This window comes from Bacillus sp. LH1, assembly GCF_057924895.1.
In genome coordinates this window covers 1,834,122-1,854,940 of the sequence record NZ_CM175007.1, presented here as the reverse complement: position 1 = coordinate 1,854,940, position 20,819 = coordinate 1,834,122, and the positions used below count along the sequence as shown (strand labels likewise).

The following is a 20,819-nucleotide window of genomic DNA, read 5'->3' as shown; positions in this document are numbered from 1 at the left end:
TTTCTGTTTAATGTACTTCAACGTTTGTAACGTAATCTTCAAATTGATTTGTTTGCTTATTCATTTCATCACTTACTTTTTTAATTTGATTGAAATGTTTTTGAAGTAAACTACTGTCTGTATACGTGCCTTCTTCAACATTCATTTGAATTTGGATCATATTATTATTTAAAACTTTCCAATCCGTTAATAACGTTTCTAAAGTTGTAATTTGACGATCAATTAATTCTGTAAAGCTATTTACTTGATCTTCAACGAATGTAATTTGAGTCGCCTCTGCTTCAGTTTGTGATAACTTTTGAATAAGTGGTAATAACTCTTTTTGCTTTTGTTGAATGCGAAGAGCTGCTTCTCTCGTTTGACTATCTGCAGCATTTACAATTTCATTACTTAAAGTACCGATAGAAACAAAATCAATTGTTTTCGTTTGTGCAGTTTGATTTGTGATTGTAAATACTTGTTTACCGATATTAATAGAACCTTTAATGATTTCTTGAGGTCTATTCAAAATAGTAGTTAGTTCAGCTTGAATTTCTCCTTGAATTCTTTTAATATCTTCTCTTAATTTCACAATATCTCCACTTGATCCTTGTAATGTTTTTATTGCTTCATCGGCTTTAATTGATAAGTTGTTACTATCTTTGTCTAATACGGTTTTAAATCGATTTAACTCTAATAAATCTTGCTCCATACTCTCTTGGATGCTCTGTACTTGCAATTGTAATTTTCCATATGCACTCATAAAATCTGCTTTTGCTTGCTGATCTTCATTTACGTTTCCTGCTAGTTCATAGAGCTTACTATAATAGCTATTAAATCTAGTGCTGTATCTCATCATCTCTTGATTTAAGTCAATTAGCTTCGGATTATATTCATCAATCCACTCTCGTACATTCGCCTTTGCAAACTTTTGATGATTCGTTAAGCTACTCATCGCATTTACCTTAATGTCTGGCTGTTGCAAAATAATTAATCCGTATGCTTGAATAAGCGGTGATTGTGATCCTAACATTCTAATTGAATTGGATAATGTATTTGGAGCAATTACATTTTGCGCATATACTGTTTTCACTTCCGTTTGCCCCTCCTTAGCGTAAGCGCTTACAGGAATGAAGCAACTCGTAGATACTGCTGTAACCAATAACCCTGTAATTAAAGTCTTTTTCACTTTAACTCCTCCTATGTATTAGCAACTATTACTATCGCATTTTATTATTCTATTTTCTTGCCCATAATTTGAGATGGTTAAAATAGAGAACGTTCTCACCGTGATCTATGTATGAACCATCTCTCCCAACTGTTATTGCTACAGTACTTACTTATTGTTATAAAACTTTTCATATGTGTTTAGTATGAATAATATTGTATAAATTTTCTATTTCATCGAAATTCCCACATTCACACAGTGAATATATTACATAAAAATATTATTCATTTTAAACTAAACAACATACGTAAATATGAAATTTCGTTTTGTTTTCATATAAGTTTTGTACTGTAAGGTCATTTAAACACAGCTGTTTATATAACGTAAAGAAGTATTTTCATTCCCTTTATTTTCAAGCTTTCATGTCCTTATTTCAAAATATAATCCGATTCACTTTATCGATTGAAATATCTACATATCACAACAGAAAACACTACTTGCAAATAACCGATAAAATTATATTAATATAATTTTTAAATCCATATGCAATTATGCATAGCATATACACAAAAAGGATAGCTTCATTTTCATGAAACTATCCTTAAAAAATCTTCTTATTTTTTCAAATGATATGGAACTGTCGTAATAACAACATTTCTTTTATAAAGTAAATACGCACGTATGAGTAAACTGGATTGATTATGAAGAATGTTATGCCAACCTTTTTTCGGAATGAACTGTGGTATAACGACCGTAACGCGGTAATTCGATTCACTTGCCTTATATTGCACTGTATCAATGAACTTCGTTAGCGGCTGAATAATACTTCTATAATGAGAATGTAATGTAACAAGCCTTACTTCAGGTTGCCACTTCTTCCATTTCTCTTCAAATTTCTTTTCTTCTTCTCTGTCAAAAGCAACATATACAGCGATAACTTGATCTGCCGAAAGAGACTTCGCATAGTTCAATGAATTTTCTACTACATGCGTCATACCTGCTACAGGAACGACAATTACATTCCCCTCAATCGGAATAAGAGGCTCGCAAGTTTTTAAACTTAATTGATCACCCACTGCATCATAATGCTTCTTAATTCGATGGAATAAGAAGATAATAACTGGTAAGAAAATAAGAATCGACCAAACTTGTGCAAATTTAGTTAAAAAGAACATGCTCATTACGATAAAACTAATAACTGCACCAATTAAATTAACCGTTAATCTTAAAGCCCATCCTTCAGGCTTTTCGCGAAGCCATTTTAATACCATTCCTGTTTGAGAAAGTGTAAATGGAATAAATACACCTACTGCATATAGTGGAATTAAATGTTCTGTTTGTCCTTGGAAAGCTACAATTAAAATAATCGAAGCAACTCCAAGTATAATAATACCGTTTGAGTAACCTAGACGGTCTCCTCTAATCGTAAACATTCTCGGTATGAATTTATCTTTTGCCAGGTTAACCGCTAATAAAGGAAATGCAGAATAACCTGTATTAGCAGCAAGAATTAATATTAAAGCTGTTGTACCTTGTATGAAATAGTACATGAAATTACGTCCAAATGTTTGTTCAGCAATTTGAGAAACAACTGTTACTTCTTTACTCGGAGTCACTCCGTAATAATAGGCTAAAAACACAATTCCTGAAAATAACACAGCAAGTAATGCACCCATTGCAAGCAATGTTTTTGCAGCATTGTTTGGCGCAGGATCTTTAAAGTTCGGAATTGCATTTGAAATTGCTTCAACACCTGTTAAAGCAGAACTACCTGATGCAAATGCTCTTAGTAATAAAAATAAACTAATCCCTGCAACTGGTGTACCAATCGGCGCATGTAAAGTGGGTGAAACATGACCAGTTAAAATATTATATATGCCTACACCAATTAATATAAATAATGCTAAAACGAATAAATAAACAGGATATGCTAAAACGGAAGCTGATTCCGTTACTCCTCTTAAATTTAAGATCGTAATTAATATAACAAATATAACCGCAATAATTACGTTGTGTGCATGTAAGCTAGGAAATGCAGACGTAATTGCATCTGTACCAGCGGACACACTTACCGCAACAGTTAAAATATAGTCAACTAATAAAGATCCTCCAGCAATTAAGCCTGGATTCATCCCTAAATTTTCTTTTGATACAACATACGCTCCCCCGCCATGCGGATAAGCAAAAATAATTTGACGATAAGATAAAATAAGGGCTGTCAATAATACTAATACCCCAACAGCGATCGGAATGGAATACCAATAAGCGATCGCTCCAACACCTGCTAAAGCAATTAAAATTTGCTCTGGACCGTAAGCAACTGATGACAATGCGTCAGAAGATAAAATAGCTAAAGCTTTCGTTTTATTAAGCTTCTGTTCTCCAAGCTCCGTTGATTTTAACGGTCTTCCAATTAAAAATCTTTTAATAGATGAAACCAATGCTGTCCACTCTCCAATAATTTTGTACGAACTTTACTGCTTGTTACAGCCAGTAAACGATTTCCTCAGAAAACAAAAAATGTCTACAAGCCATAGCGAAATAGACTTGTAGACATTATTTTTTTTGTCGCACAAGCTCCACCTTCCTTCTCAATATAACGCTTACGAGGTTAGCTGTCGGATTCGGGCCTATGAGTAGCCCTACCTTTTCAAGGATTCACCCCATCGGATTATGTACTAATCCGTAAAAACGGGTCCCCCGTACCATGCGGTTTCAGCGATTTAGAAAATTGAAACTGTGGATTATAATACTCCTTTATTTTCAAAAAGTAAACAAAAATTTTTAATAAGAAAAAAATTAAAATGATTGCGCATAATCCACTGAGAAATATACATAATGAATACTAAAAAATCCGCAAAGGAGACCCATATGTCTAAAGAAAAGAAGCCTATTTTTTCCGATTCATATTTAGATGCAGTAGCAAATGAAATTAATCAGTTATATGGTAAACGTGAACAGGAAATAAATTTGACAGATAGAACGAAAAGAAATAAATAATTTGTCATACAAAAAATAAAAAAGATAGCAATACACTTATATATTGCTATCTTTTTTATTTTTTCATACATCTAATTCTATTACAGATCTGTTAAAGGTCATCTCTTCATACACCTTTAAATTTTGATATATAGTGCCTAATAATGGTGCCGCTATAGAAAATTGCTCTGCTACATCCAGTAAATATCCTTGCAAGTGCTTCCCTTCAATAAACGAACCCTTTTCCATATCACGTTGCATTGATGACTTCATATCATACGAAATTTTATCAATCGTTTTCATATGTTCCTGGGCAATATTAGCCTTTACTGGAGCTCCTAATACTCTCATGATTTGTACAGATTCCTCAAACACATTACGGATAAAATCACGGCCGCCTTCACTTTCACGGATTGGTCCAATTGGTGCACGCATTAACGTTGTCACACCTGACATTACAGTAATAAATAAATATTTATGCCACATATCTTGCGTAATATTTTCACTTAAAACAAAACTAGATTTCGTACCTGAAAATGCTTTAGAAATATGCTTTACTCTCTCTGAATTTTGAGACTTAATTTCTCCAAACACAAGTCTGTTGGCAGCGCTGGTTTGTACAATTTCTCCTTGATCGTTTAACGTCGTCTCGATAAAGCATAAACCGCCAATTACTTTTTCTTCGCCGAATTCTTTTTGTAATAGCGATAAATGAGCGATACCATTTAACAATGGAATGATTACAGTATTTTCGCCAACAAACGGCTTCAAATCTTGAATTGCCTCGTTTAAGTGATACGCTTTTGTTGAAAATAAAATAACATCAAATGGAGAAGTTCGCTCTTCTTTCGTTATTAATTTCGGTCGGAAGGAAAAATCCCCGTTAACACTTCGGATTACAAGTCCTCTTTCCTCTAATTGTTTTTTCCGTTTACTACGAACAAGAAACGTGACATCTTCTCCCTTCTCGACTAATCTGCCACCAAAAAATCCTCCGACTCCACCAGCGCCTAATACTAAAATCCGCATACAGCATCCCCCTTTTCAAAATACAATTTTATAACTTTTAGTATACATAACATTATACATGTTCCCTGCTAAATAAGCTGAATTTTCACTCTCAATTGAGTATAAAAGAGTGGTTATTTTCAAATAAATTTGGGCATGTTGTTTCTATAGCATATATGGAAAGGACACAATGTAGATGGAGGCAATACAATCAATTGAGGAAAAAGGTGTAGCAACAGCTATATTTCAATTTATATTCCCGTTTTCGTTTAAAGCTGGATATGAACAAGAGATGTTCCCTTTCTTACAAAAAAACGATTTTCGTCCTTTTCGGCTCGATCATCTCGATGATGAAAATACATATTATGGGGAGTTTAAAGTTTCACATCAAAATATGGAAGCATACTATCTTTCATTTACAAATAAAATTCTCTTTCCTCACTCAGAGCATCAAAAGGGCTTGCAACGTTATTCAAAGGACCTTAACTTAACTGGACATTTAACAACAAACCTTATTTCAATTCCATTCAAGATACACTCTATTGATGTCACACTTTGTCCTTATGAACTTGGCTTCTTAACAATTCGAACAGAAGTAAACACTGCTCCAAACATGACTTTATCTGAAGCAATCGAATTCGCTGCTCGCTTCCGTGTACTTGAAACTAAAAATGATACAAATGAGACTATTTGTATTGAATGTAACGGAAAAAAGTATTCCCAAGTTGAAAAATTCATTTTTGGTTATTTATTTCATGGTGTAACTGATTTCTTTGAAAAGAAGAGATTAAGAAGTTCATACTTTCAAACCTTCCCTTTCTTCGAAGACCAAAGAATGTACGTCCAAACTTTATTGTCACTAAAAGAAGGTATGGAGCTTAATGAAGTGGATGTTTATCGTACTTCTAGTCTTTCCGGATTAACAAGTGATGGTAAGCCATATGTGAGCGCAAATAACCTTCCTTACATTCATGACTATTTAAAAAAACACGCTTACCAGAGATGGGCTCCAAATCGTTATTTCATAATGGAAGAACATATTTTTACATGTGTAACAAATGAAGGAGAACGTAAAATCGCTAAACTTGCTAGTCAAATGTACGGAGAATTTTATTACGCTTTATTATTAAACCTATTCCATAAAATTGTTTTATTAAAAATGGCTAACGCCTATGCTGAGCTAAACATTGAACAAGATACTAATGAAATAGAGAAATTAATTTATTCGATCAATTCGTTCACTGCTAATTATTTTTCTTTAGAATTAGTATCCCAATCACAAAGTGAAGATATTTTCTTTCGTTTAAGAAAACTTTTTAATATTGAGGTTCTATACTCGAACGCGAAACAAAATCTTGATAGTTTGTTTAAATATCAAGAAAATGTCGCCTCTAAAAAAGATAGCCTCTTATTATTAATTTTAACGCTCTACTCTGTAGTGGGCCAAATGTTAGGGTTTACTATGATTGACCTTTTAAGAAACACCGATTCAAACAAAATATCGTCACCTCTTGAATTTTTCGCTCTATTAATTGCGATTAGCGGCATTGTCATTTCACTTATTTTAGGAGCCCAAAGTTTATACCAATGGGGTCTACAGCATAAACGAAGAAAAGCTTGGGTAAAACAAACTGTACTTTCTGCCGTTAAAGAGAAAGAAGATAAAAATTAAAAAAGGTTATTTTCAAATTCTTGGCGCGCTGCATTAAGTGAAATTTTTATGAGCGATTTTCCGATTATATCGGCGCAACTCGAAATATATCAGCGATTTTTTTAATATATCGACTTACCGACAAATGACAGGACCGGATAATAAAAAAAGGGTGCTCCAAAATAAAACTTGGAGTACCCCTTTTATTATACGAATTCAGTTTACTTCCCTGCTTCGATTTGCTCTAATGCAGCAGCTACTTGCTCTTCCGTTAATTCATGTTGTATTACGTAGCGGTTACGTGGACTTACACGACATTCATGAGAACATGCACGTAAATATTTCGCTTCGTTTTCTTCAGAACATAAAATTTTCTTATTACATTCTGGATTTGAACAGTTTACATAGCGCTCACAAGGTTCACCTGTAAAGTGGTCTTTACCAACGATAACATGTTCTTTTTGGTTTACTGGTACAGCAATACGCTCATCGAACACGTAACATTGTCCATCCCAAAGCTCACCTTGTACCTCTGGGTCTTTTCCGTACGTTACAATTCCTCCGTGAAGCTGACTTACATCTTCATAGCCTTCACGAACTAACCAACCAGAAAACTTCTCACAACGAATTCCGCCTGTACAATAAGTTAAAATCTTTTTACCTTCAAGTACTTCTTTATTTTCACGAATCCAATCTGGTAATTCACGGAATGATTCGATATCAGGTTTAATCGCACCTTTGAAGTGACCTAAATCAAACTCATAATCATTTCGTGCATCAATGATAACTGTATCTTCTTGTTTCATTGCTTCATAAAAATCTTTTGGCTCTAAATACTTCCCAGTTATTTCGTGTGGGTTAATGTCATCTTCTAGACGAAGTGTAACTAACTCTGGACGAGGACGCACGTGCATTTTCTTGAATGCATGACCATCAGCTTCATCTATTTTAAATACGATACCGTCAAAACGTGGATCATTGTTCATTGCTTCCATGTATTTCTCTGTTTGTTCTACAGTTCCAGAACAAGTTCCGTTAATACCTTCTTTCGCTACAAGAATTCTTCCTTTTAATTCAAGTGAATTACAAAATTCTAAATGCTCTGCCGCGAATTCTTCTGGGTTTTCAATTGTTGTGTACATGTAATATAGTAATACTCTGTATGGTTTTGTAGTTGCCAATGTAATTCTACCACCTATCTAATTTTTAAAATCATGTATAAGTTAACGTTCATATCAAAACATATATAATAAGAAAATGAATCCCATTTTCTTTTCTTTATACTATTTTCTATCAGTTAACAAAAATAAAAAACAAGATTACACATCAAAACACTATGGTTATGTTGTAATCCCAATATATTATATATCATACAAATGCAATTCCATCAATTAATATGCTGGATTATCGGCTTTATGTTCACATAAATTTCAAAATTGACCCTTTAATTTATTATGTTTCCCCACGTCATCACACCATAAACTCCCAATTTATTTTACGTTATCACACCATCCATTGCATAAAGGCATATAATTTGCATTAAGGAAACTTTCGTGTTCAAATGAAATTATCATATAACATATCTAAATGTATTGAAATAATGAGTAAGAATAAATACAATAATTTCATCAAGTTAACATTTTAAAGGGGAAAACTACTATGAATAAAGATATAACAAAAGATGAACATCTCCCTTCTGAAAGTACAACCGTACAATCAGCTCACTTAGCTTTAAGTGGAGAAACAAAAGGCTGGAAAAGACTGTTACCATTTTTAGGACCCGCTTTTATAGCGTCCGTTGCTTATATTGATCCTGGCAACTTTGCTACAAATATCGCAGCTGGTTCACAATATGGATATTTACTATTATGGGTTATACTCGCCTCTAACTTAATGGCTGTATTAATCCAAACTTTATCAGCTAAATTAGGAATTGCTACAGGAAACAATTTACCCGAAATAGCTCGTGAAAACTTTCCAAAGCCTGTGTCTATCGGTTTATGGATACAAGGTGAACTAGTTATTATGGCTACAGATTTAGCGGAATTTATTGGAGCTGCATTGGGGCTTTACTTACTATTTGGAATCCCGATGCTACCTGCCGCTTTAATTACAGCAGCCGGATCATTTATTATCCTTGAATTTCAACGTAGAGGATTTCGTCCACTAGAAGCTATTATTACAGGAATGATTTTCATTGTAGTAATTGCTTTTGGGATTCAAGTTTTTTATGCAAAACCAGAATTAAGTCCCCTTCTTTCAGGACTATTTATTCCAAAATTCCAAGGTGTAGACAGTATATTACTTGCAGCAGGGATTTTAGGTGCGACAGTTATGCCGCATGCAATATACTTGCATTCTGCATTAACACAACGCCGTGTGGTCGGAACAACTGACGAACAAAAGAAAAAGATTTTTCGTTTCGAATTTATCGATATTATTATTGCAATGGTTATTGCTGGAGCAATTAATGCAAGTATGTTAATTGTTGCTGCTGCACTATTCTTTAAAAACGGCTTGCACGTTGAAGATTTAGATGTTGCTTACACTCAATTTACCAACTTAGTAGGTCCTGTATCAGCTGCTTTGTTTGGAATTGGGCTCTTATCAGCAGGACTATCTAGCTCTTCTGTCGGTACAATGTCGGGTGATATTATTATGCAAGGTTTCATTCGCATGCATATTCCGTTATACTTACGCCGATTTATTACAATGATTCCACCATTAGTTATTATCGCTTTAGGTGTAAATCCAACTTACGCTCTAGTCATGAGCCAAGTCGTCTTATCATTCGGTATTGCATTTGCACTAGTGCCACTTATTATGTTTACAAGTAACAAAAAGATTATGGGTGCACTCGTTAACCACCGTATAACAACATTTATCGCTTGGATAATTGCAGCACTCGTTATCGTTTTAAATATCTTCTTACTGTATCAAACATTTGTAGGGTAATGAAAAAAGGGTATTCCAATTTTAATTTGGATTACCCTTTTTGGATGAAATGATTTTCTTCTAGTTACCACTTGTGTATGTCCCTCTTTCCGGCATCATGACACCATTTTCAGTTCGAAAGTAAAGTGGCAATCCTTCCGCAAAAAACATACTTACCTTGGACGGATCTTGCCTTTGATGATGAATATGTAAATGCGGCTCACTTGAACTTCCTGAGTTACCGACTTGAGCAAGAAATTCTCCTTCATTTACATGTTGTCCTTCTCTCACATTAATTGATCCTTTCTTTAAATGGGCAAGAATTAAAAATGTGCCCGTTTCATCTAGTCGTAAATAAATATGATTCCCAGCCATTGACTGAAAATTATCCGATCCCGGAACTAAATCTTGTTCATTATTATTAATTGATACAACCGTCCCAGAAGCTGGTGCCATTACTTTCGCTCCATATATTCCGTAATCCTCTAACTTACTACTTTTCACTTCAGCAGGTGGAATGAGAATATCATATGCCCACCTTTCATTTGGTTTTATAACGTGATAGTTCATTTCTAACCGATCACCACCCCAACCTATTAATGCTCGCTCATTCAAAGGAAAACGAACTACTGCTTTAGGACTCATAGATTGTATATCTGCTGGATAAGCAATTCTACCTATATTAGCAAACCAACCGACAGGCCAAGCTCCAATGATAGAAAACAGAATGATTAAAAATAGCGTTCTATCTATCCGTTTTCTAAAAATGCCTTTCCAAAAAAATATTATTACTGATCCTACCAAAAGGAAAACTGAAATAAAACTAAAAGCCTGAATACTCCACCAAACAAAAACTGATGTAACACCATTAGCTACATAAACTAAGATCCAACTTATAATTAAAAAAGAAACTATAATTACTAATAAAAATTTCTTCCACATGTCGCATCCCTACTCTCATATCCTTTTTCTCAATGATACAAAGTAAAAATTACAACATATAAAAGAAATACTTACGACTTTCTTACTTTTTTATACTGCGGTAATTTCACAGTAAAAACTGTTTCTTTATCGTTACTACGTACAGTGATATCCCCTTGATGGAGATCGGCTATACTTTTTGAAATTGCAAGTCCTATTCCTTTCCCGCCCGTATGAGAACTACGTGATTTTTCACTACGATAAAATTTCTCAAAAACGTAAGGAAGGTCCTCTTTCGGAATGCATTGTCCAAAATTTTTAATTTCTACTTCAACATTCATTGTTTTATTGGAAATTTCAATTGCAATTTCCTTTCCATCTTTTCCATACATAATACTATTACCTATTACATTTTCAAATAGTCTCACTATAAGTGCTACATCAACTTCTACATGCAGCACTTCATCACTTTTAATATAAAAGCTCATATTAGCATCATCTAATTGTGGTACAAAGTCAATCATGATTTGTTCAATTAATGCTTTCATATCTACTTCATCTTTATGTAATTCAATCTCTCTATAATTTATTTGACAGTATTCTAATAAATCATCTATTTGATGTTTTAATTCATAACTTTTTCGCTTTAATATACTTACATACTGTTCACATTCCTCTCCATTCGAATGAAGTTTATTTCCTAACAGGTCCGCATAACCGATTAAAGATGTTACTGGCGTTCGTAAATCATGAGAAATATTACTAATCATTTCATTTTTCATTTCCTGTGATTTTTTTTCATTCTCGATAGACTCTTTTAAGCTTTTCGCCATTCTATTAACATTTGCCGCTAGTTCACCAATCTCGTCATTTTTCAAAATAGGTATATGTATTTCAAAATTACCGTCACTTATTTCCTTCAGGTTCTTGTTAATTTGAGACAACCTTTTCATCAGTGTTTTTGTCATACATGCAAAGTATGTTGTAGTAAAAATCAAAAAAACTATAAAATATAAAAATGAATATTTTTCTTCTAATGCAGTAACATGACTATATATATTTCCAACTAAAATTTGAAACACTATTATACTTACAGTCGCTAACAAGATGCTACATATGAATGCGATAAAAAACTTAGCTCTAATGCCTTGTAATGATTTAATCTTCAATTTTATATCCGACTCCCCAAACATTTTGAATAAACTTCGGTTCTTTTGGATTCTCTTCAATTTTATTTCTCAATCTTGCAATATGAACCATTACTGTATTATTACTTTCATAGGCTCTTTCGTTCCAAACGCTCTCATATATTTCTTCAATTGTGAACACACGATTCCTTGCAGCTGCCATTAAGTGAAAAATATCATATTCAGTTTTCGTAAGATTGATTCTTTCTCCATATAACATTACTGTTCTCGACACTTCATCTATTTCTAAACCTCTAATATTTATTTTCTTTTCCATTACTTGGGGAGCATTTTGATTGAAATATGTATACCTTCTTAATTGAGCTTTCACTCTTGCGATAAATTCAATTGTACTGAACGGCTTCACAATATAATCATCTGCCCCAGTACTAAATCCAATTACCTTATCTACATCCGATGATTTCGCGCTTAAAAACATAATTGGTAAACTATGTTTCTCTCTAATCCTTCTACAAAGTTCTATACCATCCATTTGAGGCATCATAATATCCAAAATAGCAAGTTGAATACTGTTATTATTTATTATTTCTAAAGCCTCTTCTCCGTTATGAGCACTAAAAACTTTAAAACCTTCTTGTTTTAAATTCACATTAATAAATTGAATAATATCTTTATCGTCATCTACAATTAATATCGAATTTTTTTCCATTTCCAAACCTCTTTTTTGAAATATATTCCACATCTAAGTTTATCATAAATCAAATCTACCCTTACACCTTGAATAATCTTTATTTTCAGATTAAATTATATAATAACAAATACATTCTATTTTCATGTGAAAAGGAGCGAAAATATGTTTCCTTTATTAAAAACTGAAAGACTTATTTTAAGAGAACTTACCGAAGAAGATGCACCGCGTATACTACAATGCTTTTCTAATACTAATGTACTGCGCTATTATGGCCAAAAACCGTTACAAGATGTTAATCAAGTGAAACAAATCATTCATAACTTTAAGTTGAGTTACAATGCAAGAAACGGTATAAAATGGGGAATCGAATTAAAAGACAAGAAAGAACTCATCGGTACCATTGGTTTTCACGATTGGTCTTCTGAGCATAAACGAGCCAATATAAGTTATGCCTTTTTGCCTGAACACTGGGGAAAAGGATATGCGACTGAAGCTGTTTCTGAGGTTATATCATACGGTTTCCATACGATTCATTTAAAGCGGATTGGGGCAATTGTATTTCTTGAAAATGAAGCTTCCAATAAAGTGCTATTAAAACTAGGTTTTGAAAAAGAAGGAGTTCTAAAAAATTATATGTATCAAGATGACATTCCCTATGATACGAATTTTTATTCTTTATTAAAATCGGTTTAGTAGAATACATGTGTAAAAAACTTGTTTCAGTACAACAGTTATAGGTAGCGAATTTTTAATGACGGATGCGAAGTACTATACATTATAAAACATTAAAAAAGGGCTGTGAGTAAGCTTTTACTCATAGCCCTTTTTTATGTTCTTTTTCTGTTTTCGCAATGCTTTTGGTACGTATACGCAGAAAGGCTCACTTTCCATATAATCCCCCGTCATTGCATATGCTCTAGAACGAGATCCCCCACAAACATATCGAAACTCACAAACACCACACTTTCCCTTATACTTGTCAGGATTACGAAGATTTTGAAAAACAGGGGAGTTTCGATAGATTTCAGCTAGCGAATTTGTTCTAATATTCCCGGTTTTAATCGTCAATACCCCACTTGGATATGTTTCTCGGTATAAAGTTAAGAAATTAGGAATTTTTCATTACTCTAAAAATACGCTATTTAACTGAAGACTATTAAATTAAGTTTCTTAAAATTATATTTTTAAAGTCTTTCAACATCATTACCTCTTTTCTAAAACCATAAAGAACGTACTATCTGGTAGCGTAACAGCATTCCCAGACTCATCTGTAAACTCGATTTTCTCGCTAAGATGGTTTGTATATCCATCCTGCAAATAGTTCATAGCTTGAACGATATTTACTTTATCTCCAAAGATACCCTTTACGAAGTCCTTATAGTCGTTTGGCGTAAAAATTCCAAACTGCTCCTGCACTTCATGAACAAAGGAATCCTCACCCCAAGTATACGTATATAAGAACTCCATTGCATCATTAACAGGCATTTTGACTGTATTGTCTGCAAGTACCTCATACTGGATTATACGCCCCTTAAATTCTTGGACATACTGCTCTAAGAACTTCATTCCGCCTGCATCTTTAAAACGAATCACCCGCATTAACCTTTTATCTTCGGTCATGATGCCATCACGAATGATAATACGGCCTCCTGGCTTTAACACCTCATAAGCACTCTGCAGCCCCTTTTTAATTACTTCATGATTAAATTTCCTACCTTCATACTCGATATAAGAGAACAGCTCATGAAGGATAGAAGAATATACAATCGTATCAACCGATTCTTTTTCAAATGAGCTGCTTAAATTGATTGCATCCCCTTTAATGACGTTCCAAGAACGCCCCTCGTTCTGCTTCTTCTTTTTCAACGTATCAATCACGTTTTCGGAAATATCGATACCGTAGATTCGTTTATCCTCGGTCTCTTCTTCAATCATGTCTAGCATGACACCACCACCGGCTCCGACATCTACAATCGTATCTCCCTTTATATAATCAAGAATAATTCGTTTATCATCAGCCGAGCTATTCATATGCTCCAGATACACTTCTTCGTTATGGAATCTATCATATGCATCCTTTCGTAACCCGAAGAAATCAAACAGCAGCACATTTGCCCGAGCATGCATCATATCTATCTTTTCTGCCTCTACACAGAAGGTAATTAACGCCTCACCTACAGCAGAAAACCGAAACGACACATACGCAGTCTTCATATCTTCATCGACTTTAACCTGAAAAGAAACATGCGTTGTATTCGGTTTCTCGTTCTCACGGTACTCCCGTAGATACTTCTCAATAACTCGCTTACGATACACGTTGTCCTTTTTTTCGCCTTTGAAATCATAATGTAGCTGCTGCATCAATTTCTCGAAATGTATATGCTGAACTTTTCTAGTGCCTATCTCATTCTTTAACATAACAAAAACTGTCCAAATATCCTCAAAGCTAAGAGCATGCATAGAAGGTTCTACATACCACAAATCCTTATTAGATAGGAATGTTTGAACGTCACTCTTCTCGCTCCCCATAATTATATCTTTTTCAAATGCTGACTCCTTATGTTTTGGCGTGAGTCTATGTATACGAGAAGTAAATGGCTCCATATAACCATCAAACAGACCATCAATTGTAATCTTCACATCGTTCTTCACTTCACTCCACAAAGCTTTTGATACGCCCTCAATAATGCATTGGTTAAGATAGTATAGAATCTCCTTTAACCTAACGTCTCCGTATTCTTCTTTATATGTGTTAATTAAATCAACATGAGAGTCCAAACGAGCCTCCCCGCGTATATACTGCCCGATTAATCCATGTGTTCTAATTAAATCTTGAATAAACAAATACTCAGTAGAGTTTAAGTTTGTCTCTACACGTTCAATAAACTGAATATCACTAAAGATATCAGCAGAACCCTCGTTATGTACCAATAGATTAATCCCTTTTTTCTTCCATTGCTCCCGCTGTTTTAAAGATCCTACCTTTGCAAGCTCACTATACGTTAGTACCTTTTCAATAATACGATATGCTTCTTCATCTAAAGACAGTCCATCCAACACTTGCAGCGTACGGTGTACATAGTACAACACCGCATCTGTTTTTAATGCACCAAGTACTTGTACATTCTCATAATTTTGATGTATCTCCTCTGCCTCAATTAGATGCTTTAACCACGTAGGGATTGAAACAGAACTCCCTTCAATATATGTATTTAGAACTTCAATGCTTTTCAACTTATTTCCCCCCATATATAATCAATATCGGTAGTAAGATCTAGTACACCTTCTCCAAAAAGAGCATCACCTTATGTCCCTTCTCCTAAATACTACTACTTGCTTTTTACCATCTACATCTCTTTCGAATAAAAATGTATCAAACCCAGTCTTTTTATCGTGTAAAAGAGAGTTATAAATTCCGTTACTACCACGCCAAGGTTGTAACATATTTTTTGTTGATCTCTTATTTTAACTTCATTAGGAATTTCGGAAGATCACCTCTTAAATTGATAAACATATGTTGTGACAGAATCAACTGAAAATGGAAACGGCAAGCGGGTGCACTCCACTTACCGTTTTTTCATAGCTTAGTATGTATTTGAATTTCTTTTGCTTTCTCTTTTTCACCCTTCACGCGTACAATTAAATCATATGATCCGGATTTTGAAGCTTCAAAAGAAAGCAAACCTTCTTTTTGAGAAGTGATTTCTTCTTCATAAATAACCTTATCATCTTTTGTAACTTGTAATAAAATCGTACCTTCTTCAACAGCTGCTTCATAAGGGATTTCCACATTTCCTTTTTCAGCTTTAAGTGTTTGTACATCGTAATACCCTTGCAGAGAACCAATTTTTAAAGTCGTTTCGCCATTTTTTTGAACCTTTGTAACTTGTGTCGCTGTATTGCACGCGCTTAACAATACAACAAGAGTGAGAATCATAAATAAACGTAATGATTTCATAGAAATTCCCCTTTTTTATGTATATGTGAATTAAGATTCATTCTTTAACTATTTCAAAAACACCAACACCTAAAAAGAATCACTGCTTTTCTTCAATTTCTTTTTTAAATAATTTTTGAAACTCTAATCATTAAAAACCCTACTTTTTCTTACTTTAATTGTTTCTAAAATATAGAAAAGAACCCCTAAACCAAATATCTTTTCAGCATTAGAAATATTATTACCTAATTTAATAATAGGTACATTTAATCCGAATCTTTCGCTCCATTCCAAAGGCATATATCCTCTTTTACAGTTTATTAATATCCGGTTATCCATTGTACGAAAAGAAGTTTCGAAAAAATCAAATTCAACTTCTACTTCAGAAAGTCTTATCTCTTTTTCATTCATTAAAGAACCACGTACCATTCCAAATCCTTGTATCATATTTTCTTTAAACATACCTACACAATTATAATTTGAGTCATAAATAGCCCAATCATAGTTTTCAACTTCACTATGAAAATATGCAAGAGTTTCCCCATCCTTTGCTTCCAATCCAATAACTTGCTTGTTTTTTAAAAAAGGTAATTTTGAAGAAATTATATCAGTTGAAACCATAGTTGTTCCTACTATATAGGCCCCATCGGGAGTATATAAACCGTAATGTTTATTATTTTGAGGTAATTCTAGTAAAACATAAGTATCAATATCCCAAAACTTCAAATCATTTTTAGCTATATTCTCTTCTAATAAGTTCCCTTTTCTTAATTGCCAAAATCCAATCCCCCCAAAAACAAACGAAGCTATAACCATAAATATTATTTCTCCCCAATTAACATCACCCCAACTATTATACAGACAATATAATCCAAAGAGAAAAATCCCTGTCCCAATTAAACACTTAAACCGCCCCCTTTTTTTATAATACTCAAATAATTCCACACAAACACCTCTATCAATTCATCTTAATACCCCAAATTACCTTTTAAGTATACCAAGGACAAAATATATAACCTAATATTTTTTTATATAATTAAAAACAAACATAGTTACAGAAAGAAAATGCTTGTATGCTGATCTGTACTACATTCCCTTATTCCTTGTATGCTATATTTCTATGCTTCTCTTTACTTAAACAAACTGCTCAATATTATTTGTTGCAACTTCTTATGAATGTGTAACTACAATTTTGCACTTCTCTTCTTTATATGCTAGGAACACCACCAAAGGATTTCCCGGTCCTCTGTAAAAAAACCTTACTTTTAAAAAGTAAGGTTTTTTGTATTTATTCATTAGCAATATAAGCATTCTTATAAGTATAAATACCACCAAATTGATGCTTTTCAATTCCTTTTACATAATCCTTTTGTACATATGCTGAGCCAATATGATAAAGCGGCGCCACCGCAGCATCTTCTAATAATACCTGCTCGGCTTCTCGCAACGCTTTCCATCGATTTTCCGTATCTAGTACAAAATCCGTTTTCGCTTTCTTTATTAATTCATCGTAACGAACATTAGAATAATTCATTTTATTATTCGGATTCCCTGTCGTAAATAACTCTAAATAACTAATTGGGTCTTTATAGTCAGGTCCCCAATTTGCCATAGTTATATCGTAATCACCTATTTGTTCTAACTGTAATTTTTGCTTAAATGGCTGTTGTTTAATTTGTATCGTTAACCCTTGCAAATTCTTCTCTAAATCACCTTTTATATATTCTGCCATACGTATTGCGTTATCTTGTTCGAACGTTAAGAACTCTAGGTTTACTTGTTCTACCCCAAGCTCTTTTTTCGCTTCTTCCCAAAGTTTTTTCGCATTTTGCAAATCATATGAGGAAATATCTCCATTTTCTTTTCTAAAATCTTTACCAGTCACTTCATTTACATGACCAACTGGTACAAGTCCACTTGCAGGTTTTGCTCCGTTATTAATAAAGTGAGCAACGAAATCATCTTTATTTAACGCTAATGAAATAGATTGACGCACCTTTTTATTTGCTAACGCGTTATTTTTTTCATTAAAACGAAGCATAGCAATTCCAGGATCACTCGACATATGTAATTCCTTATTCCCTTTATACTTGTCTACAACTTGCGAATTAATAGGTACTCGATCTAAATCTCCGGCTTCATATAAATTTACAGCTGTCATTGTATCCTTTACGATATGAAAGTTTATTTCGTCTAATTTCACTTTCTTTCGATCCCAATATGTAGCATTCTTCTTTAATTGAAACTCTTGTTCATGCTTCCATTTTTCTAATACAAATGGACCGTTATATATGAGATTACTAGGTTCCAATGCATAATTGTTTCCTTGTTCGTTCAAAAATGATTCATGCTGTGGTAAGTATATAGGTAGTGCTAACAACTGTAAAAAATACGGAACTGGCTGTTCGAGTTCAACTTCTAACGTATAATTATTTATTGCTTTAACCCCAAGTGCATCAAGAGGCATTGTTCCCTTATTAATCTCTTTTGCATTTTTCACATAAAAGAGCATGTATGCATATTGAGATGCCGTTTCAGGATTAATTGCACGTTTCCATGCAAATATAAAATCATTTGCTGTCACACTGTCTCCATTTGACCATTTTGCATCTTTACGCAAATCAAATGTATATTTCTTACCATCTTCACTTCTTTTAAACGATCTTGCTACTGCTGGAATAGGCTGATCTTGATCATTTAATACATATAACCCCTCAAATATATTCTGCATAACGTGGGCTGATGTACCATCCATTGTTTTCGCAGTGTCCAGAGAAGGAATTTCTTCTGATACTGTTACATTTAACACTTGTTTTTTAACCTCTGTATCACTTTTATTCGCTTTATTATTACAAGCTGTTAATAATAAAGATGTAACAAGTGCCATTACCATTAAATGGCTCTTTTTTCGCTTCATGAGTTGTTCTCCTTAAATATAAAATATTATAAAGCGTAATATATTATAGCAGAAATACTAACAGAAAGATGCGACATTCTTTTGAATATTTATTCGTTCAAGAAAAAAGCTATCCTTTTAAAAGGATAGCTTTTTCAACTGCCACATAATTATCTATCTTTGCAAACCTCGTTTATAACGACTTGCTTCAAATATAATACGCTCTTCATCTAACGTTTTACATTCGCCATTCCAAACGACATGTTTTCCGTTAATAATTACATCGCTTATATCTTTTCCACTAGCAGCATATACAAGGTGTGATAACACTTCATCCGCTGGTTGTAGATGCGGCTTATTAGACGGGTCAATCGTAATAAAATCAGCACACTTACCAGCTTCTAGTGACCCTGTTTGTTTCATCCCGATTACTTCCGCAGCTCCTTTTGTCGCAAGAGAAAGAGCTGTTTCAACTGGTAATGCTGTTGCATCTTGGTGAATACCTTTTTGTAATAAAGTCGCTATGCGCATTTCTTCAAACATGTCTAAATTATTGTTAGACGCAACACTATCTGTTGCAATTCCTACTTTTATTCCTGCTTCTAGCATCGCTTTTACATTCGCTATACCAGAACCTAGTTTTAAATTACTATTTGGGTTATGTGCTACTCGAACGTCATTTTCTGCTAAAAATGCACGCTCATCGTCATTTAATACTACACCGTGTGCAATAACTGTTGGGCGTTTAAACAATCCGCAGCTCGCTGCATATTCTACTGGACGTTTTCCATATTGTGCTTCAATATCACGTACTTCACGCTCTGTTTCCGAAAGATGAATATGGACCATCGTTTGATTTTCTACTGCAATACGTGCGCATTCTTCTAACAGTTCTGTAGAACATGTATATGGACTATGCGGTGCAACCATCGTAGTTAACATGCCATTTTCTTTATAGTAACGCTTCACATATTTCTCAGCTTCTTCAATTGCTTTCTTTTCATCCTCTTTCGTTCCGAAGCTAAATAAAGTTCTTGAAACAGCAGCTCGCATTCCACTCCTTGATACCGTTTCCATAATTGCATCTTGATCTACTCCAATTGGATTAAACATGTCAGAAAATGATGTTGTACCACTTTTCACCATTTCAAGTAATCCTAATTCCGTACTAGCAACCGCAATTTGGGGAGTAAACTGACTTTCAAGTGGCCAAATTCTCGTCTCCAGCCATGGTTGTAATAACATATCATCGCCAATACCTCTTAAGAGACTCATTACAACGTGTGTATGTGTGTTTATAAGCCCTGGTAAAACCCACTTTCCTTTCATGTCAATTACTTCATCTACTTCAAAATCATTAGCGAATTCTCCGCTCTTTACATCTATAATTTGATCATTTTCTACAATGATATATCCATTTTCTATCACTTCGTTTTGTTCATTCATCGTTACAATTGTAGCGTTTACATAAGTTGTTTTCAAAAGTATTTCCCCTTTCAACTCTATG

The 20,819-nt window shown here is 33.8% G+C and carries 16 protein-coding genes, 1 pseudogene and 1 riboswitch; of the genes and pseudogenes, 4 read left to right on the top strand and 13 right to left on the bottom strand.

Annotation, left to right across the window (positions count from 1 at the left end):
* Positions 1–7: 7 nt before the first annotated feature.
* Together nheA and ACX9TM_RS09790 are read right to left on the bottom strand one after the other, a co-directional pair.
* Positions 8–1,168, bottom strand: a complete 1,161-nt coding sequence (nheA, locus tag ACX9TM_RS09795) for a non-hemolytic enterotoxin NHE subunit A (protein WP_048538214.1) — start codon at positions 1,166–1,168, stop codon at positions 8–10.
* A gap of 593 nt (positions 1,169–1,761) precedes the next feature.
* Positions 1,762–3,588, bottom strand: a complete 1,827-nt coding sequence (locus ACX9TM_RS09790; protein WP_000254887.1) for an APC family permease — start codon at positions 3,586–3,588, stop codon at positions 1,762–1,764.
* A 144-nt stretch (positions 3,589–3,732) separates the two neighbouring features.
* Positions 3,733–3,878, bottom strand: a riboswitch (cyclic di-AMP (ydaO/yuaA leader).
* 140 nt (positions 3,879–4,018) lie between these two features.
* On the opposite strand from ACX9TM_RS09790, the gene ACX9TM_RS09785 reads away from it, so the two are divergent.
* A complete protein-coding gene (locus tag ACX9TM_RS09785) occupies positions 4,019–4,147 on the top strand; it encodes a hypothetical protein (RefSeq protein ID WP_000031873.1) in 129 nt (42 codons plus the stop codon).
* A 63-nt stretch (positions 4,148–4,210) separates the two neighbouring features.
* Here the strand turns inward: ACX9TM_RS09785 and panE are convergent, their stop codons facing one another.
* A complete protein-coding gene (panE, locus tag ACX9TM_RS09780; protein ID WP_072770018.1) occupies positions 4,211–5,155 on the bottom strand; it encodes a 2-dehydropantoate 2-reductase in 945 nt (314 codons plus the stop codon).
* A 175-nt stretch (positions 5,156–5,330) separates the two neighbouring features.
* Here panE and ACX9TM_RS09775 point away from each other — a divergent pair, with 175 nt between their 5' ends.
* Positions 5,331–6,806 (top strand): hypothetical protein, encoded by a 1,476-nt coding sequence (locus ACX9TM_RS09775; RefSeq protein WP_025710134.1) that lies wholly within the window; start codon positions 5,331–5,333, stop codon positions 6,804–6,806.
* Between the two features lie 200 nt (positions 6,807–7,006).
* Here the strand turns inward: ACX9TM_RS09775 and trhO are convergent, their stop codons facing one another.
* Positions 7,007–7,966: an oxygen-dependent tRNA uridine(34) hydroxylase TrhO gene (gene trhO / locus ACX9TM_RS09770; protein WP_000246231.1), complete on the bottom strand. Its 960-nt coding sequence runs from the start codon at positions 7,964–7,966 to the stop codon at positions 7,007–7,009.
* Between the two features lie 478 nt (positions 7,967–8,444).
* Between trhO and ACX9TM_RS09765 the strand changes: the two genes are divergently transcribed.
* Positions 8,445–9,740, top strand: coding sequence for an Nramp family divalent metal transporter (locus tag ACX9TM_RS09765; protein WP_001030679.1), 1,296 nt, complete (start codon positions 8,445–8,447; stop codon positions 9,738–9,740).
* Between the two features lie 60 nt (positions 9,741–9,800).
* Here ACX9TM_RS09765 and ACX9TM_RS09760 read toward each other — a convergent pair whose 3' ends face one another.
* The 3 genes from ACX9TM_RS09760 to ACX9TM_RS09750 form a co-directional block, all read right to left on the bottom strand.
* Positions 9,801–10,661, bottom strand: coding sequence for a M23 family metallopeptidase (locus ACX9TM_RS09760; RefSeq protein WP_065382332.1), 861 nt, complete (start codon positions 10,659–10,661; stop codon positions 9,801–9,803).
* A gap of 71 nt (positions 10,662–10,732) precedes the next feature.
* Positions 10,733–11,833: a HAMP domain-containing sensor histidine kinase gene (locus ACX9TM_RS09755; protein ID WP_171287436.1), complete on the bottom strand. Its 1,101-nt coding sequence runs from the start codon at positions 11,831–11,833 to the stop codon at positions 10,733–10,735.
* A complete protein-coding gene (locus ACX9TM_RS09750; protein WP_000414514.1) occupies positions 11,799–12,497 on the bottom strand; it encodes a response regulator transcription factor in 699 nt (232 codons plus the stop codon). Before ACX9TM_RS09750 ends, ACX9TM_RS09755 begins: the two co-directional genes overlap by 35 nt.
* Before the next feature lie 144 nt (positions 12,498–12,641).
* Between ACX9TM_RS09750 and ACX9TM_RS09745 the strand changes: the two genes are divergently transcribed.
* Complete coding sequence (locus ACX9TM_RS09745; protein ID WP_065382331.1) at positions 12,642–13,172, top strand: GNAT family N-acetyltransferase; 531 nt, start codon at positions 12,642–12,644, stop codon at positions 13,170–13,172.
* A gap of 117 nt (positions 13,173–13,289) precedes the next feature.
* On the opposite strand, the pseudogene ACX9TM_RS09740 reads toward ACX9TM_RS09745, so the two are convergent.
* From ACX9TM_RS09740 to ACX9TM_RS09715, 6 genes and pseudogenes are all read right to left on the bottom strand, one after another.
* Positions 13,290–13,565: pseudogene (locus tag ACX9TM_RS09740) on the bottom strand (SPASM domain-containing protein); the annotation flags it as partial.
* A gap of 117 nt (positions 13,566–13,682) precedes the next feature.
* On the bottom strand, positions 13,683–15,728 hold the full coding sequence (locus tag ACX9TM_RS09735; protein ID WP_002025623.1) for a class I SAM-dependent methyltransferase: 2,046 nt from the start codon (positions 15,726–15,728) through the stop codon (positions 13,683–13,685).
* A gap of 328 nt (positions 15,729–16,056) precedes the next feature.
* Positions 16,057–16,437, bottom strand: a complete 381-nt coding sequence (locus tag ACX9TM_RS09730) for a BA_1872 family lipoprotein (RefSeq protein WP_000838922.1) — start codon at positions 16,435–16,437, stop codon at positions 16,057–16,059.
* 123 nt (positions 16,438–16,560) lie between these two features.
* Positions 16,561–17,361 (bottom strand): hypothetical protein, encoded by an 801-nt coding sequence (locus ACX9TM_RS09725; protein ID WP_002164570.1) that lies wholly within the window; start codon positions 17,359–17,361, stop codon positions 16,561–16,563.
* Positions 17,362–17,704: 343 nt separating this feature from the next.
* On the bottom strand, positions 17,705–19,333 hold the full coding sequence (locus tag ACX9TM_RS09720; protein ID WP_000823515.1) for a peptide ABC transporter substrate-binding protein: 1,629 nt from the start codon (positions 19,331–19,333) through the stop codon (positions 17,705–17,707).
* Positions 19,334–19,486: 153 nt separating this feature from the next.
* Positions 19,487–20,812 (bottom strand): bifunctional S-methyl-5'-thioadenosine deaminase/S-adenosylhomocysteine deaminase, encoded by a 1,326-nt coding sequence (locus tag ACX9TM_RS09715; protein ID WP_139256948.1) that lies wholly within the window; start codon positions 20,810–20,812, stop codon positions 19,487–19,489.
* Between the last annotated feature and the right edge of the window lie 7 nt (positions 20,813–20,819).

Bases quoted from the DNA above. Each gene is read 5' to 3' on its own strand.
- ACX9TM_RS09785 (WP_000031873.1), top strand. From the start codon at position 4,019: ATGTCTAAAGAAAAGAAGCCTATTTTTTCCGATTCATATTTAGATGCA.
- panE (WP_072770018.1), bottom strand. From the start codon at position 5,155: ATGCGGATTTTAGTATTAGGCGCTGGTGGAGTCGGAGGATTTTTTGGT.
- ACX9TM_RS09775 (WP_025710134.1), top strand. From the start codon at position 5,331: ATGGAGGCAATACAATCAATTGAGGAAAAAGGTGTAGCAACAGCTATA.
- ACX9TM_RS09765 (WP_001030679.1), top strand. From the start codon at position 8,445: ATGAATAAAGATATAACAAAAGATGAACATCTCCCTTCTGAAAGTACA.
- ACX9TM_RS09760 (WP_065382332.1), bottom strand. From the start codon at position 10,661: ATGTGGAAGAAATTTTTATTAGTAATTATAGTTTCTTTTTTAATTATA.
- ACX9TM_RS09755 (WP_171287436.1), bottom strand. From the start codon at position 11,833: ATGTTTGGGGAGTCGGATATAAAATTGAAGATTAAATCATTACAAGGC.
- ACX9TM_RS09750 (WP_000414514.1), bottom strand. From the start codon at position 12,497: ATGGAAAAAAATTCGATATTAATTGTAGATGACGATAAAGATATTATT.
- ACX9TM_RS09745 (WP_065382331.1), top strand. From the start codon at position 12,642: ATGTTTCCTTTATTAAAAACTGAAAGACTTATTTTAAGAGAACTTACC.
- ACX9TM_RS09735 (WP_002025623.1), bottom strand. From the start codon at position 15,728: ATGGGGGGAAATAAGTTGAAAAGCATTGAAGTTCTAAATACATATATT.
- ACX9TM_RS09730 (WP_000838922.1), bottom strand. From the start codon at position 16,437: ATGAAATCATTACGTTTATTTATGATTCTCACTCTTGTTGTATTGTTA.
- ACX9TM_RS09720 (WP_000823515.1), bottom strand. From the start codon at position 19,333: ATGAAGCGAAAAAAGAGCCATTTAATGGTAATGGCACTTGTTACATCT.